General features: G+C 67.8%; 13 protein-coding genes. 8 read left to right on the top strand and 5 right to left on the bottom strand.

What is annotated here, in order from left to right; translation table 11 throughout:
• Nucleotides 1-26: 26 nt before the first annotated feature.
• The 7 genes from ACFPU0_RS12840 to ACFPU0_RS12810 all read left to right on the top strand — a co-directional run bounded on the left by ACFPU0_RS12840 (nt 27) and on the right by ACFPU0_RS12810 (nt 5,518).
• Nucleotides 27-1,124: a protein-glutamate methylesterase/protein-glutamine glutaminase gene (locus ACFPU0_RS12840; RefSeq protein WP_377693417.1), complete on the top strand. Its 1,098-nt coding sequence runs from the start codon at nt 27-29 to the stop codon at nt 1,122-1,124.
• Nucleotides 1,125-1,140: 16 nt separating this feature from the next.
• Entirely contained in the window at nt 1,141-1,881 is a 741-nt protein-coding gene (locus ACFPU0_RS12835; protein ID WP_377693415.1) for a flagellar motor protein, read from the top strand.
• A 10-nt stretch (nt 1,882-1,891) separates the two neighbouring features.
• Nucleotides 1,892-2,809: a flagellar motor protein MotD gene (gene motD / locus ACFPU0_RS12830; RefSeq protein ID WP_377693414.1), complete on the top strand. Its 918-nt coding sequence runs from the start codon at nt 1,892-1,894 to the stop codon at nt 2,807-2,809.
• A 6-nt stretch (nt 2,810-2,815) separates the two neighbouring features.
• Entirely contained in the window at nt 2,816-3,604 is a 789-nt protein-coding gene (locus tag ACFPU0_RS12825) for a ParA family protein (protein WP_377693413.1), read from the top strand.
• A gap of 87 nt (nt 3,605-3,691) precedes the next feature.
• Nucleotides 3,692-4,531 carry a CheW domain-containing protein gene (locus ACFPU0_RS12820; RefSeq protein ID WP_377693411.1) on the top strand — a complete coding sequence of 280 codons (840 nt, stop codon included), beginning with the start codon at nt 3,692-3,694 and terminating at the stop codon, nt 4,529-4,531.
• Nucleotides 4,532-4,626: 95 nt separating this feature from the next.
• Entirely contained in the window at nt 4,627-5,106 is a 480-nt protein-coding gene (locus ACFPU0_RS12815) for a chemotaxis protein CheW (protein WP_016493839.1), read from the top strand.
• A 1-nt stretch (nt 5,107) separates the two neighbouring features.
• Nucleotides 5,108-5,518 (top strand): DUF2802 domain-containing protein, encoded by a 411-nt coding sequence (locus ACFPU0_RS12810; protein WP_377693410.1) that lies wholly within the window; start codon nt 5,108-5,110, stop codon nt 5,516-5,518.
• Nucleotides 5,519-5,641: 123 nt separating this feature from the next.
• On the opposite strand, the gene ACFPU0_RS12805 is transcribed toward ACFPU0_RS12810, so the two are convergent.
• The 3 genes from ACFPU0_RS12805 to ACFPU0_RS12795 all read right to left on the bottom strand — a co-directional run bounded on the left by ACFPU0_RS12805 (nt 5,642) and on the right by ACFPU0_RS12795 (nt 11,028).
• A complete protein-coding gene (locus ACFPU0_RS12805) occupies nt 5,642-8,506 on the bottom strand; it encodes an HAD family hydrolase (protein WP_377693409.1) in 2,865 nt (954 codons plus the stop codon).
• Between the two features lie 32 nt (nt 8,507-8,538).
• Nucleotides 8,539-8,838 carry a hypothetical protein gene (locus tag ACFPU0_RS12800; protein ID WP_377693407.1) on the bottom strand — a complete coding sequence of 100 codons (300 nt, stop codon included), beginning with the start codon at nt 8,836-8,838 and terminating at the stop codon, nt 8,539-8,541.
• A gap of 72 nt (nt 8,839-8,910) precedes the next feature.
• Nucleotides 8,911-11,028: a hypothetical protein gene (locus ACFPU0_RS12795; protein ID WP_377693405.1), complete on the bottom strand. Its 2,118-nt coding sequence runs from the start codon at nt 11,026-11,028 to the stop codon at nt 8,911-8,913.
• Between the two features lie 358 nt (nt 11,029-11,386).
• Here ACFPU0_RS12795 and ACFPU0_RS12790 point away from each other — a divergent pair, with 358 nt between their 5' ends.
• Nucleotides 11,387-11,824: a rhodanese-like domain-containing protein gene (locus ACFPU0_RS12790; protein ID WP_377693404.1), complete on the top strand. Its 438-nt coding sequence runs from the start codon at nt 11,387-11,389 to the stop codon at nt 11,822-11,824.
• Here ACFPU0_RS12790 and ACFPU0_RS12785 read toward each other — a convergent pair.
• Together ACFPU0_RS12785 and ACFPU0_RS12780 are read right to left on the bottom strand one after the other, a co-directional pair.
• A complete protein-coding gene (locus ACFPU0_RS12785) occupies nt 11,805-12,137 on the bottom strand; it encodes an EscU/YscU/HrcU family type III secretion system export apparatus switch protein (protein ID WP_377693402.1) in 333 nt (110 codons plus the stop codon). The genes ACFPU0_RS12790 and ACFPU0_RS12785 overlap by 20 nt on opposite strands.
• A 121-nt stretch (nt 12,138-12,258) precedes the next feature.
• On the bottom strand, nt 12,259-13,797 hold the full coding sequence (locus tag ACFPU0_RS12780; protein ID WP_377693503.1) for a flagellar hook-length control protein FliK: 1,539 nt from the start codon (nt 13,795-13,797) through the stop codon (nt 12,259-12,261).
• Nucleotides 13,798-13,936 lie beyond the last annotated feature (139 nt).

The raw sequence follows: 13,936 nt of genomic DNA, 5'->3' as shown, positions 1-13,936 counted from the left end.
GGCCGCCCGCAAGGAGCTTTATTCAAATGGCAGTCAAGGTTCTGGTGGTGGACGATTCCGGGTTCTTCCGCCGCCGTGTCTCGGAAATCCTTTCTTCCGACCCCAATATCCAGGTGGTGGGCACCGCCACCAATGGCCGCGAGGCCATCGACCAGGCGCTGGCGCTCAAGCCGGACGTCATCACCATGGACTACGAGATGCCGATGATGGACGGCATCACCTCGGTGCGGCACATCATGCAGCGTTGCCCGACCCCGGTCCTGATGTTCTCCTCGCTGACCCACGAGGGCGCCCGCGTGACCCTGGACGCCCTGGATGCCGGCGCGGTGGATTTCCTGCCGAAGAACTTCGAGGACATCTCGCGTACCCCCGAGAAGGTCAAGCAGCTGCTCTGCGAGAAAGTCCACAGCATCGCCCGCAGCAACCGCCGCTACAGCAGCTTCAGCGCCTCGCCGCAGCCGGCGCCCGCCGCCAGCCTTCCGGCGCGGCCGGCAGCGATGCCGACGCAGCCGGGCCATGCCGCAGCGGCGGCCCCGGCGAGTGCCGCCGCCCCAAAGCGTAAGGCCTACCGGCTGGTGGCCATCGGAACCTCCACCGGTGGGCCGGTCGCCCTGCAACGGGTGCTCACCCAGCTGCCGGCCAATTTTCCGGCGCCGCTGGTGCTGGTGCAGCACATGCCGGCGGCCTTCACCAAGGCCTTCGCCGAGCGCCTGGACAAGCTCTGCCGGATTTCCGTCAAGGAAGCCGAGGATGGCGACCTGCTGCGCCCCGGCATGGCCCTGCTGGCCCCGGGCGGCAAGCAGATGATGGTCGACCCGCGCGGCGTGGTGCGTATCCTGCCCGGCGACGAGCGCCTGAACTACAAGCCCTGCGTCGACATCACCTTTGGCTCGGCGGCCAAGTCCTACAATGACAAGGTCCTGGCGGTGGTGCTCACCGGCATGGGCGCCGATGGCCGCGAAGGTGCGCGCCTGCTCAAGCAGGGCGGCAGCCAGGTCTGGGCCCAGGACGAGGCCAGCTGCGTGATCTACGGCATGCCCATGGCGGTGGTGAAGGCCAACCTGGCCGACGCCGTCTACGGCCTGGACGATATCGGCCGGCACCTGGTCGAGGCGTGCATGTGATGGAGAGCACCAGGTAATGGATGTACTGAGCCTCATCGGGGTAATCCTGGCCTTCGTCGCCATCATCGGCGGCAATTACCTCGAGGGCGGCCATGCCGCGGCCCTGCTCAACGGGCCGGCGGCGCTCATCGTGCTGGGCGGCACCCTGGGCGCAGTCTTCCTGCAGACCCCCGTGAGCACCTTCAAGCGCGCCCTGGGCATCATCCGCTGGATCCTCTTCACGCCCCAGGTGGACCTGCCCGGCGGCATCGACCGCGTGGTGAGCTGGAGCATGACCGCGCGCAAGGAAGGCCTGCTGGGCCTCGAACCGGTGGCCGACGGCGAGCCCGACCCCTTCGCCCGCAAGGGCCTGCAACTGCTGGTGGACGGCGCCGAGCCGGAGTCCATCCGCAGCATCCTCGAAGTCGACCTCTTCACCCAGGAGGGCCGTGACCTGCAAGCCGCCAAGGTGTTCGAGAGCATGGGCGGCTACGCGCCCACCATCGGTATCCTCGGCGCCGTCATGGGCCTGATCCACGTCATGGGCAACCTGGCCGACCCCAGCCAGCTTGGCGGCGGCATCGCCGTGGCCTTCGTCGCCACCATCTACGGCGTCGGCTTGGCCAACCTGCTGCTGCTGCCCATCGGCAACAAGCTGAAATCCATCGCCATACGCCAGTCCCGCTACCGCGAGATGCTGCTGGAGGGCATCCTCTCCATCGCCGAGGGCGAGAACCCGCGTTCCATCGAACTGAAGCTGCAAGGCTTCATGGATTGAGGAGCGGGCCATGGCGCGCAGGCGGCATCAGGAAGAGCACGAGAATCACGAACGCTGGCTGGTGTCCTACGCGGACTTCATCACCCTGCTGTTCGCCTTCTTCGTGGTGATGTACTCCATCTCCTCGATCAACGAAGGCAAGTACAAGATCCTCTCGGAAAGCCTGGTGGGCGTATTCAACCAGCCGGACCGCTCGATCGAGCCGATCCCGGTGGGCGAAGAGAAACCGCGCACCAGCGAGCCGGACCGTTCCCTGGCGCAGGAGAGCGAGCGCAGCCTGTCCGCCATCGACGATCCGGGCGCGGACCCGCTGCAGGACATCGCCCGGAGCGTGCGTGATGCCTTCGGCGACCTGATCGACTCGGAGCAGTTGAACGTGCGCGGCAACGAGCTCTGGGTCGAGATCGAAATGAACTCCAGCCTGCTGTTCCCCAGCGGCGATGCCGTCCCCAACGACGCTGCCTTCAACCTGATCGAGAAGGTTGCCGGGATTCTGGCACCCTACGACAACCCCGTGCATGTGGAGGGCTTCACCGACAACCAGCCCATCGCCACCTCGCGCTACCCGTCCAACTGGGAGCTGTCCACGGCGCGTGCGGCGAGCATAGTGCGCATGCTCGCCATGGAAGGCGTGGCGCCCCGGCGCCTGGCAGCGGTGGGCTATGGCGAGTTCCAGCCGGTGGCGGACAACGCCACCGCCGAAGGGCGGGCACGCAATCGCCGCGTAGTGCTGGTGGTTTCCCGCAACCTCGACGTGCGCCGCAGCGTGAGTGGCGTGGGCAGCGCCCATGCCCGGCCGGATGCGGCATTGCGAAGGGCTGGCATGCAACCTGCACCGGCAGTGCCGGCACCGGCCCCTGGATCGGGTGCCGTCAATTCCCCGTCGCGGGTGGATAGTCTCGGCGCATCAGCGCAGCCGGGAGGATGAAAGAAGATGAGAGTCTGGGCAGTAGCCAACCAAAAAGGTGGAGTCGGCAAGACCACCACATCCATCGCCCTGGCCGGCCTGCTGGCCGATGCCGGCAAGCGCGTGGTGGTGGTGGACCTCGACCCCCATGGGTCGATGACCAGCTATTTCGGGCACGACCCGGACAGCCTGGAGCACAGCTGCTTCGACCTGTTCCTCGAGCAGGGCGGCGTGCCCGACGGCCTGCCGCGCGAGTTGCTGCTGCCGACCAGCCATGAACGCATTTCGCTGCTGCCGTCCAGCACCGCGCTGGCCACTCTCGAGCGCCAGTCGCCGGGACAGAACGGCCTCGGCCTGGTGATCGCCAAGAGCCTGGCGCAGCTCTGGCAGCAGTTCGACCACGCCATCATCGACAGCCCTCCGCTGCTCGGCGTGCTCATGGTCAACGCCCTGGCCGCCAGCCAGCAGCTGGTGATCCCGGTGCAGACCGAGTTCCTCGCGGTGAAGGGCCTGGAGCGCATGGTCAGTACCCTTGGCATGATCAATCGCTCGCGCAAGCAGGCCTTGCCCTACACCATAGTGCCGACCCTGTTCGACCGGCGGACCCAGGCCTCGCTCAACACCCTCAAGGTGCTGCGCAACAACTACCCGGAAAACCTCTGGCAGGCCTACATCCCGGTGGATACCCGCCTGCGTGACGCCAGCCGCGCCGGCGTCACGCCATCCCAGTACGATGCCAACAGCCGTGGCGTGATCGCCTACCGGGCGCTGCTCAAGCACCTGCTCGGCCAGCAGCTGGCTGCCCAGGTGGCCTGAGATGCGCAGCGATGCCGACCGCCGGGGCTCAAGTGCAGGGTGCCGCCTGCCGATAGGCTCTGAAGACCAATCCGCCGGATTCCCATCATGAGTCGTCCCGTCGCAACCGCCACCCGCCCGCAACTGGCGCTGCAGTCCTACCTGGATGCGCTGCTGCACGAGGCTTCGCTCGAGCTGGCCGAAAGCATCAGCCGGGAAGAGTTCGAAGCCGCGGTGCTGGAAGAGCAGGTCCGCGATGCGCGCATGACCCGCGTCCTGGCCGAGGCGCCCCCGGCGACCCTGCAGCCGGAAGAGCCCGAGCCCGCTGCCGTGGTGGACGTGGAACCGCTGCTGGTGCTGGAGCCCGAACGCCTGGCACCGATCCCGCAGCCGCTGGAGCAGGAGCCGGTCGCGCCCCTGGTGGAACTCAGCGCCCCGAGCGCGCCGCAGTCGGACATCCCGGCGCTGATCGCCGCTGGTCGTCCGGCCTGGGGCGAAGAGCCCTTCGAGTGCCTGTTGTTCGATGTCGCCGGCCTGACCCTGGCGGTTCCGCTGGTGTCCCTTGGTTCCATCTACCCCCTGGCGGGGCAGGAGCTGACGCCATTGTTCGGACAACCGGACTGGTTCCTCGGCATACTGCCGTGCCAGGCCGGCAACCTGAAAGTGCTGGATACCGCGCGTTGGGTGATGCCCGAGCGCTACCGCGACGATTTCCGCGAGGGCCTGCAGTACGTGATTTCGGTGCAGGGCTACGAATGGGGGCTGGCGGTGCACCAGGTCAGCCGTTCCATCCGCCTGGACCCGGGCGAGATCAAATGGCGCACCCAGCGTAGCCAGAGACCCTGGCTGGCCGGTACCGTGATCGAGCATATGTGCGCCTTGCTGGATGTCGCGGCCCTGGCCGAACTGATCGCCAGTGGCGCCGTGAAGCGCATGTCGCTGAATTGAGGGGAAGGTTCCGTCGCGCGCGGGACCTGATGGACAAGACAGCGGGAATAACCCGCGAATGCCACCCCGGGGTGGCTCAAGAGAGGCTAGGGAACATGAAGAAATCGTCCGCTCAAGGTGCCGAAGATCCCATCCTGCAATGGGTGACCTTCCGCCTGGACAACGAGACCTACGGCATCAACGTGATGCAGGTGCAGGAAGTCCTGCGCTATACCGAGATCGCGCCGGTGCCGGGGGCACCGAGCTATGTGCTGGGTATCATCAACCTGCGCGGCAACGTGGTGACCGTGATCGACACGCGCCAGCGCTTCGGCCTCGGCCCGGCGCCGGTGACCGACAACACCCGCATCGTCATCATCGAGGCGGACAAGCAGGTGGTGGGCATCCTGGTCGACAGCGTGGCCGAGGTGGTCTACCTGCGCCAGTCGGAGATCGAGACCGCGCCCAACGTCGGCAACGATGAGTCCGCCAAGTTCATCCAGGGCGTCTGCAACAAGAACGGCGAACTGCTGATCCTCGTCGAGCTGGACAAGATGATGAGCGAGGAAGAGTGGTCGGAGCTGGAGAGCATCTGAGTTGATCTGGATCGCACTGCTCGCGGCGGCCCTCGCCCTGGCCTGCACGGTGCTGGGCGTCGTCTGCTACCGCCTGGCGCAGCGCCTGCGCCAGGAAGTGGAGGCCCAGGCCGAGCGCGACGCGGTGCGCGACCAGAAGCTCAAGGAGCTGGGCCGCCGTCTGGAGGCCTACCTGGAGGGCAGCGTGCGCATGGGGGAGGAACTCCACGAGCTGCGCCGGGTGGTGGCGCCCCTGCCGGACAAGCTCAACCAGATCGAGCAGCGCGACCCCAGCAGCCTGTCCTTCACCCAGGCCGCGCGCCTGGTGGGCCTGGGCGCCAGTGTCGAGGACCTGACCCAATCCTGCGGCCTGACCAAGGCCGAGGCCGAACTGGTGAGCAAGCTGCACCAGTCCCGGAAGGATCGCGGCTGAGGTACCAAGCCGGTGGGAGGGATTTCAATCGCGAATGAATTCGCTCCCACAAGGGCGCTTTTCTATCCACCAGCGAGGCCATGCAAGGCACCGATGGTGGAAATCCCCAAAGGGATTTCCACCCTACGTCTCGATTGACATGGAATCTCCCGCTTCCCCCGTCCCGTAGGGTGAAAATCCACGAAGTGGATTTCCACCAGCGCTGCCGAGCCTCACCTCCTGACTCACCCGCACCTCCAGCGCCACGCCGCCCACTATCCGGCCGTTCTCCCGCTGCACCAGGTCGAGGATGAAGCGCGTGCCGCGCCTGGCGTTCGTCGGCACCTTGACCCGCAGGCCGACGCGTAGCGCTTCCGCCGGTCGCAGCAGTACCGGCAGCCGTGCGCGCTGGCCACGGCCGAAGGCGAGTTCCAGCGCGCCGGGGAAGGCCGCCGCCAGGCGTTCCGGTACATGGCTGGTGAGCAGCGCTGCCCGGGCATCTTCCGCATTCAGGTGTTCATCGCAGGAGCAGTCCAGCCGACCGGGGTTCCCGCGCAACGGAGCCGTCGGCAGCACCAGGGCATTTGCCCGCAACCGGGTTGGCAGCGCAGGTTTCTCCAGCAGCAGGCTCGCCGCGATTTCCTCCAGTCCCTTCGGGCGCACCAGTTCGAGCTCCACGGTGCGCGACAGCCGCGGACGCAGGTTGATGGCCAGCAACGGCAGCACTATCCAGGCATTGGGTGCCAGGTCGACCACGGTCAGATTCTTCTGCGCCAGGTTGTTCTGTTCCCAGACGTGGCGCCCGGGCTGCGGGCGGTCGAAGCGGGTGAACAGGCTGGCCAGCAGGCAGGGATGGCTGCCGGCGGGCGGTATCGCCGAACGCGGCAAGCGCGCCTTGAGGATACGGCTTTCGCCGGGGCCGAGGTCGAAGGCGGCGGCTGCCGTCACCGCCGGCAGGAAGTCGGCGGGGTAGACGAACTGGCTGCCGGCGTACTGCTTGATGTTGAAGCTCACCACCAGGTGGCGTGCCGTTGCCGTGGCACTGCGGTTGCGCACCCGCGCATGGATCCAGTTGTCCTGGCCGTATTCCGGGTTCTGGTGGTCCAGGCCATCGTCGTCCCGGTTGCGTATCCAGAGATCGGGCGAATCCCAGAAACGCCCGGACCAGGGATTGGCGCCGGGGTCGCCCGTGTCGTCGCGCAGCCAGAGGTCGGGCAACGGCGAAGGGTCGGCGAAGCCATAGACGAATCGATGGAAGGCGTCCACGCAATCGGGTTGGCCGGTGCGCGCCAGGAGGTGGCACTCGATGTCCTCGCTGCGCACCGGGCGCGGGTGGCGGGCCTGGTAGAACGCGCGCATCTGCTCGCGCAGGGGCGCCGCGCCCAGCAGCGCGGCCAGGCCTTTCCAGACCCGTTCGCCGGCGCTGTAGGCGTCGATGTGGGTGATCCGTACCCAGGGGTTGCGCGGACAGAGCGCCTGGGCGGGGGCGGCGAAATTGAACGGCAGCACGTCGGCCGCGCCGTTGTCGTTGTAGACGGTCCAGGCCTCGTCGAACCAGGCGTCGGGTTGGCTCGCCGGTTTCAGGCCGCGCGCCCACCAGCTGTGGAAGGTTTCGTGGCGCAGCGGGCCGGTGGCGCTGGTGGTGCCGCCGTCATACTCCATGCCGCCCTGGTGGATGAAGGCGGTGAAGCGTCCGTCATGGACGTAGCGTCCCGAACTGGTCTCGTTGTTCGCCAGGAAACCGGCGATGGCGCCGGCCTGGGCGGCTATGTCCACTGCGCTGCTCGTGAGCTTCCAGGCCGTTACTGCGACATTGCTTCCCGAGACCGGTAGCAGGGCGTTGGCCGTGGCGCTCTGCAGACTGTCGCTCGGGCGCAGTTCCAGCAGCGGAGAGAAGGCCGTGCTGCGTGCTGGAAAGGCGATGCTCCAGTGATTGCTGCCCAGCGAGCTGACCGCGCCGTTGCTGATGGGGGTGTGGGGGATGGCGGTGTTCAGCAGTTGCAGCTCCAGGTTCAGTTCGAACTGGTCGTAGATCAGGTTGGCCGGGATGAAGGCTTCCAGGTAACGCCCGGCGCCGAGGTCGGTGAAACCGAAGTTGAACACCAGGCGCGGGCCTGGGCTCCAGGTGATCTGCGGCTGATAGGAACCGGCCGTCGAGGCCTGCGGCATGCCGACCGCGTAAGTCAGGCGCAGGTTGTGACTGCTACCGGCTTCCAGCACTCGGGCGAGCACCCGCAGGCTGGAATGGGCGCCGCCGCCGAAGTCGTGGGCGGCCACCTCGGCGAGCGGGATGGGGGCGCCGTCCAGCCAGGCGCCCGTGGGTGTCTGGCGCAGGTCGAAGATCGGGCATCCGGCGTTGGCGCCCAGGCGAAACTCCAGGGTCGCATCGCCGCTGGCCTGTTGGGTCGCGGCGTCGAAACGCAGGGCCGCGCTGATTTGCGCGATGTCCACCGGAACCGCCCAGAGACCGTCCACCAGGCGTGGCGGTGGCGCCAGGTCGAGGTTGCCGACGTCGCTATCGGCCAGTGCCGGCAGCCGCTCGAGCAGTGCCCGGAGGCCGGCGACGCACTCGCCGTCGCCGGGCACGCAGGCGCCGCCATTGCGCTTGCGGATCGCGCGCCAGCCGAAGCCCCGCGCGGCGAGCACGTCCGCTGCCGTTTCGCTGACGAAGATCGCCCCCGGGCTGGCCGCATCGTGCCCGGCCTTGACCAGGGCCAGGTCGAAGATCGGTTGCGCCGGTTTGCCGACGTTGCCCGGGATCTCCGTGGACAGGGTGACCAGCCCGGACTCTATGTAGCGGGCCAGGCGCAGTTGCTCGAGCTGGGCCTGGACGGCGGCGATGTCGGTTCCGGCCGGCTGGTTGCTCAGCAGGCCCAGGCGATAGCCGCGGGCCTTGAGGATCTGCAGGCAGTCGAGGGTGTCGGCGTAGCGCTGGCGCACGCCGCCGACGGTGGTGACCAGGGTGTCGCCCAGGTCGAAGAAGACCGTGGTGGGGTAGGGGCCTGGCATATCGCCCTCCTGGCAACGGTTCAGGCCGGGGCTCAGGCGTCGCGCAGGTAGGCGACCCGGCAGCCCGAGGCATCGGTGATGGTGAGAATGTCGACGTCCAGCTGGTAGGCGTAGGTGACCACGGCGTCGTTGGCGGTGGCGAGCGCGAGTTGACCGGGAGCCCGGAGTGCCCAGGTGCCGCCATCCCACCAGGTGAAGCTGCCGGGTGGGTCGCCCAGGCCGAAGTACAGGCCATTGGCTTCGAAACAGAGCTGCGCGGCGTATCCGTTCGCGCTGGCCTTCTCCGTGATCCTTCGCCAATTGCCCACCAGCCGCGGATCCAGTTCCGCCATCTTCGAGTCTCCCAGCGGATTGATCGGGGCGATGCGCCGGCCAGTGCCGGCGCATCGCTTTCCTTCAGCGCGTTACTTGGCGCGCACCAGGTTGGCCGACTTGGCCTTGCCCTTGAGCGCCTTCGCCAGGTCCTTGGAGGCGGCGCCGCCCGCGTCGTCGATCAGCGCAGCGAGCTTGCTGCGTTCCGCGTCGCTCATCACGGCGTCCTGTTCGAGCAGGGCCACTGCGGCCTTGACGTCGGGTTTGCGTTTGCTGAAGCGGCGTGCCAGGCGCTTGGCCGCGATGGCGGCGAAGTGCGGCCGGAGCACGGACGAGTCGAGGGCCGCCTGCAGTGCATCCAGGCCCTCGCCCAGGTGGTCGCCGCCGATCGCCAGCACCAGGTGCAGGTCGGGGGTGGCGAGCACCTTGTGCGCCGCCTCGGCATGGCGCGCGTCCACCGCGGCGGTGACCATCACCGTGGCGCTGCCGGCCGCGCGGGCGACCATGCCCTCGATTTCCCAGTGCACCTCGACCCTGACTACGTGGATGCCGGGAACCCCGAAGAGCGCACCTTCGGCACCCCGCAGCAGGGTCATGGAGTCTTCCAGGCGCTCGCCGGGCTGCAATACCCGGAAGGGGTGGTCCTCGATGCAGTGCACCACGGTGCGGAAGCTGCGCACGCTGCCGGCCGGGTCGGTGACGCTGCCACTGACGAAGTCGCTCTTCAGGCTCAGGGTCGCCGGTACCCGCACCGGCTGATCACCCTGGTTGACCAGGGCCACGTCGACGCGCACGGGCGCACCCAGCGGCACTTCGCCGAGGAGCGGGGTGATCTCCACCGCCAGGCCGAAGACTTCCGCCTCGAGGTCGGTCGGGGTGATCGCCGGGGTGCTGGTGGACGCACCGCCGAAGGCCACCGAACCGGGACGCACGAAGGGGTCGGGATAGTGGCGCAGCTGCTTGAGGTTGTCCGGGTGGAAGGACCACTGGATGTTGCTGGGGAAAGGCGTGGCCGGCGTGCCGGCGGCGGCGATCACATCGCTGGTGCACATGAAGCCGTGATCGGCGAAGTTGTGATAGAGCCCCATGGCGTGCCCCAGTTCATGCACCGCGGTGCGGAAGTAGGGGGCGGCCGCCGTGCCGAAGCGCTGGCCGCTGACCGTGCCCCAGCCCGGGTCGATGATCCAGTGGGAGGAGATGCCGAGGCCTTCGCGGGGCACGTTGTTGGAGTCGGTGCCGCTGGCGTCGTACATGATCCCTCGCGGCGTGGAGTCGATGTTCTTCACCGCCAGGATGTGATAGCGCCACTCGCTGTCGAGGTTCACCACCGCGCGGCGCGCCAGCATCGCGGCGTGCATCTCGGCATCGGACCAGGAGTTGCCGGAGGGCTCGGCGACGTTGGTGTCGCTGAGGTTCACCGCGGCCTGGAAGCCGATGGCATCCATCACCGTGGCCCAGGTGTGGCCGGCGCCGCTGTTGGTGGGCTGCTCGGAGCCGGACACCGTGTCGATCTCGATGCTGCAGCGGCGGAAGTAGCTGGACAGCCAGCCCATGGTGAGTCGCCCGACCACGGTGTTGGCGGCGTTCTTCACATCGCCTTCGGCGTAGTCCGACGGCGAGGGATAGCCGGCCGGCGCCGTCATCCGCGTCATCTGCGCACTGAGGGTGGATTCCAGGGCCCAGCTGTTCGGCGCGGTGAAGCGGTACAGCTGGAAGGTCAGGCCGAAGCTGTTGCCCAGGTAGAAGTACTCCGGTAACGCGGTGACGCGGATGTAGTAGCGGTAACGCGAGCGCGCCAGGATCGGGATGCCCGAGGCCGGATTGGGCCCGGCGAGGAGAATCGGCTTGAGCGAGAGGTCCGGGGTGATGCCCGGTTGCCCCTGGAGGACCGGGAAGGGCGAGGGGATGGGAATGGGCAGGAAGATCACCGGACGCTGGTAGAGGTCGCCGCTGGCGGTGCGTCCTTCGCTGTGGCTCTCCACCCGCAGGGTCCCGTCGTAGGACACCAGGGGGGCGCCGCTGGGCTTGTAGTTCAGCAGCCAGCAGCCGGCGCGCACGCTGCGGATCGGCGGCAGGATGATGCGCCCGGGGTTGGCCAGCGGCAGGTTGGGATTGAGCGCGGTGGGGGTGGCTGCCGGGCCGTCGTCCTGGGTGGGGAGGATCAGGTCGGGCATGGGGGGAACGCCAAAGGTTTCTGGCAGGTTGGACACGTTGAACACTCCTATTCAACAAGGGGCGTACCCTGCCCGTGAAATCCAACGTCTGCGCGGGCTACTGCACTGATCCGGTACGGCGCCCCTGGTATTGTTTCCTTCACTGAGGTCGGGTCATGCATGGCGACAATCGCATGACGTCAAAAAGTATGGGCCGGCGCCAGCATCTGTAAAACACCGCTCATCGTCTGGAGGCCGCATGGCACGCGGGTTCCAGCTTTTTCAGAGGCATCCGCGGGAGGCTTAGAGCGGCGTGTTCTTACGCGGCTGCCGGGCGTCGCCAAGAGTTCCAAGTCGCCGCAGCCTGCCTGGCCTAAGCTGAAATTCCGGGGCTTCTCTCCGGGGAGGTCCGGCCATGCGTCTACTTCCGATCCTGCTTTTCTGCCTGGTGCCGCTGCTGCAGGCCCAGGAAGCCCCCATGGAAGTAAAGGGCGCAATGACGGTGAACGTGCTGCAGGCGCGCTACCTGTACGAGCGCGGTGCGGTCTTCATCGATATTCGGCCCACCCGCGAATGGGCCTGGGGTCATATCCACGGCGCCCTGCATCTCGACCTGCTCGGCCGTTTCAATGACCTGTCCCAGTCGCACTGGCCGCGCCAGGTGCCACTGGTCATCTACTGCGACAGCGAAGTCTGCCCCCATGGCGCGGAAGCCGTGCGGCTGGCGGTGAGCTGGGGCTATCGGCAGGTGTTCTATTTCCGCGAGGGTTACTTCGCCTGGCAGCTGCAGGACTTCCCCCAGGGCAAGGGCCTGAAGGGCGAGCGGCTGGTGTTCAGTCGCCCGGTCCGCTGAGTCGCGGCAGCGGCTGCGTGGCGTCGCGCTCGGTGTCGGGGGCGAAGCCGGCCGGGCATTTGCCCTTGAGGTACCAGGCGAAGGCGATGATCTCGGCGATGGTGCGGTACAGCGCCTCGGGGATGGCGTCGCCCAGTTCCAGCCGTGCCAGCAGGCGCACCAGTTCGGCGTTCTCGTAGATCGGCACTTCGTATTCGCGGGCGATGGCGAGGATGGTTTCGGCCAGCTCGTCGTCGCCCTTGGCGGTCAGGTTGGGGGCGCTGGCGCCGTCATAGGAGAGGGCGATGGCCTGGCGGGGGTGCTTGTCGTTCATTCCGGCTTCCTTGCAAAAGTGCAGCGCGAAGGCAAGTGAGCAACGACGAGACAGTACGAGTGGTACGGCGAGGAGCTGCGAGCGCAGCCGACAAAGCTGAACGCATGCAAGGGAGTTGGAATCATGCGGTCTCGTCCACCCAGCGTTGCTCCAGTGTCGTGCGTTGCCCCTGGGGTGGCCGACCCTGGCGGCAGGCCAGTTCGCCGACGTCGAGGCCTGCGGCCTGCAGGCGGTCGCGCAGGTACGGCAGTTCGCGGTCGATCAATCCCGCGGTGTCGGCGCGCTCGGTCCAGAGCTGGCCGGACAGGCTGCCCCGCATCAGTTGCGCCTGGACCTGCAGCGGCCCGAGGGGCTCCAGGTCGAAGGCCAGTTCGACGCGCCAGAGGCTCTCCTTGCGCTCCTGTTTTTCCGGCTGGCCGTCCTGTTCCTGCTGCAGCCTGATCTGCAGCGGGACTATGTCCTGCTGGTTGCGCATGGGCACTTCCAGTTGCCAGGTGGTCAGGAGGTTGCCCTCGGGCGTCACCTGGGTCTGGGCCAGGCTGGCGAGCTGATGGGTCTGCAACCGCGAGACGGCGGCGGCGGCCAGCTTGAGCAGGGCTTCCAGGTCGCCTTCTTCAGCGGCCGCCCGGGCCAGGCGCGCGGGCAGCGGGAAACTCAGCGCCTGTTGGCGGGCATTGGCCTGGCCGAGGGCGCCCAGGGCGCTGCGGATGAAGGCCGGCAGGGCCTGGGCCATGGCATTGCCGGTGCCGATATCCGGCAGGCTGGCCGGGGTTGGCAGGGCTGGCAGCAACTGGGCCACCAGGCGCAGCAGGTTGGCCTTGAAGTCCTGGGGCAGGGCGCCGTGCTGGCCGGCCAGCAGGCGCGATTCCAGCAGGGTGCCGCTGTTCTCCAGGGCCTGGGCCAGCACCTTGGGGTCGCCGAGCTGGCGCATGTCGGGCAGGGTGCCCAGCAGTTTGTCCACGGCAACCCGCAGGCTTTCCGGCAGGTTTTCCCGGTTCGTCGCCTGGAGCGCGCCGATCAGGCCGTCCAGGGAGCCCTGGCGACTCTGCTGGCCGGCCAGCTGCTGGATGAGCGCGAGCTGGTCCAGCTGCGTGGCCAGGGGCAGGAACTGCAGCATGCGGCTGCCCTGGACCTGGGCGCTGAGCAGGCTGCCGACCACCAGTGGCCGCGGGCTTTCGATGCTCAGCTGGCGGCCGGCGAGCGGCGTATTGAGCAGCTTGACCAGCACTTCGTAGAGCGCAGCCCCGGCCTTGCCCCGGGCGGCAGGCTCGCTGGCCACCACCTTGCCCTGGACCAGGGTGCCCAGCGGCAGCAGGTCCAGATCGAGGCTGCCGAGGGCCGCTTCGGCCACCTTGAGGACCATGGCCAGGCGGGTGTCCGAGAGCGCGGTGACGTTCAGTTGGCTGCCCTCGACCAGCGGCCGCGGGCTGATGGCCTCCAGGGTGGCCTGGCTGCCATTGCCCAGGGTGAGCTTCAGCAGCACCTGGAAGCTCTGGGCGGTTTCCTTGAGGGCGACGACTTCGGCCTCGGCGCTTTCCCCTGCGGCCAGCAGGCCGTCCAGCGGCTGCAGCAGCCGGAGCGCCAGGTCCGCGGCGTTCTGCGCAGGAAGGGCGAGCGGCTGGCTGGGCGGGAGAGGGCGAGTACCGCCGATTTCGGTCATCAAGGGGTTACAACCTGTCGAAAAAGCTCGCTTCGGGGGCCAGGGTTGGCATGTATAATGCCGCCCCGTCCGGGCCGGCCACGAGCCTTGGCGCTCACCAGTATAGCGGCCGGCACCTCCCTGACTTGAATGCTTCCCG

It is taken from the genome of Pseudomonas sp. GCM10022186, assembly GCF_042656385.1.
Classification (GTDB): Bacteria; Pseudomonadota; Gammaproteobacteria; order Pseudomonadales; family Pseudomonadaceae; genus Metapseudomonas.
The sequence above is the reverse complement of the archived record's forward strand: the minus strand, read 5'-3'. Positions and strand labels throughout refer to the sequence as shown.